The sequence below is a fragment of the Actinomyces sp. HMSC075C01 genome (assembly GCF_001812965.1).
Taxonomy (GTDB): Bacteria; Actinomycetota; Actinomycetes; order Actinomycetales; family Actinomycetaceae; genus Actinomyces; species Actinomyces acetigenes.
The window spans coordinates 1-383 of record NZ_KV810981.1; the positions used below are offsets into that span (position 1 = coordinate 1).

At 67.9% G+C, this 383-nt stretch carries 1 protein-coding gene; it reads right to left on the reverse strand.

Translation table 11 applies throughout. The features are described 5' to 3' along the window. Positions 1-147 precede the first annotated feature (147 nt). Positions 148-383, reverse strand: a 236-nt coding sequence (locus tag HMPREF2883_RS04830) for an Imm5 family immunity protein (protein ID WP_256277332.1), incomplete at its 5' end; no start/stop codon positions are given.

Below are 383 nucleotides of genomic sequence, written 5' to 3' on the forward strand. Positions count from 1 at the left end.
GTTCGTCCACGTCGAGGCAGCCGCAGCCACCGCGAGCACATGTGAAGCGGTGGGGGCCGAGCCGGAAGGACTCGACCCCCACCGTTGGCGGGTTGGTCAGTGAGGTGCCAGCTGGCCGGGCGGCTCGCGTGAGCCCCCTTCCAGCGCTCAGCCGGCCAGGACTGCTGGGATGGCCTCATCGAGGTACCACAGCCAGAAGGCCCGCCGTGCTGGCACGTCTGTTTTGTGGATCTTGACGCCGTTCATGGCTCCGGTTTCGGCGCAGGCGCAGGCGTAGCTGGTCTCGATGGAGTCCGGCAGCAGCTGAGTGTCGTTCGTCTCGGGGCCGGAGGTGTCGTCGTAGGGGTCACGCGAGCACGCCGAGACCACCATGAACACGGCAC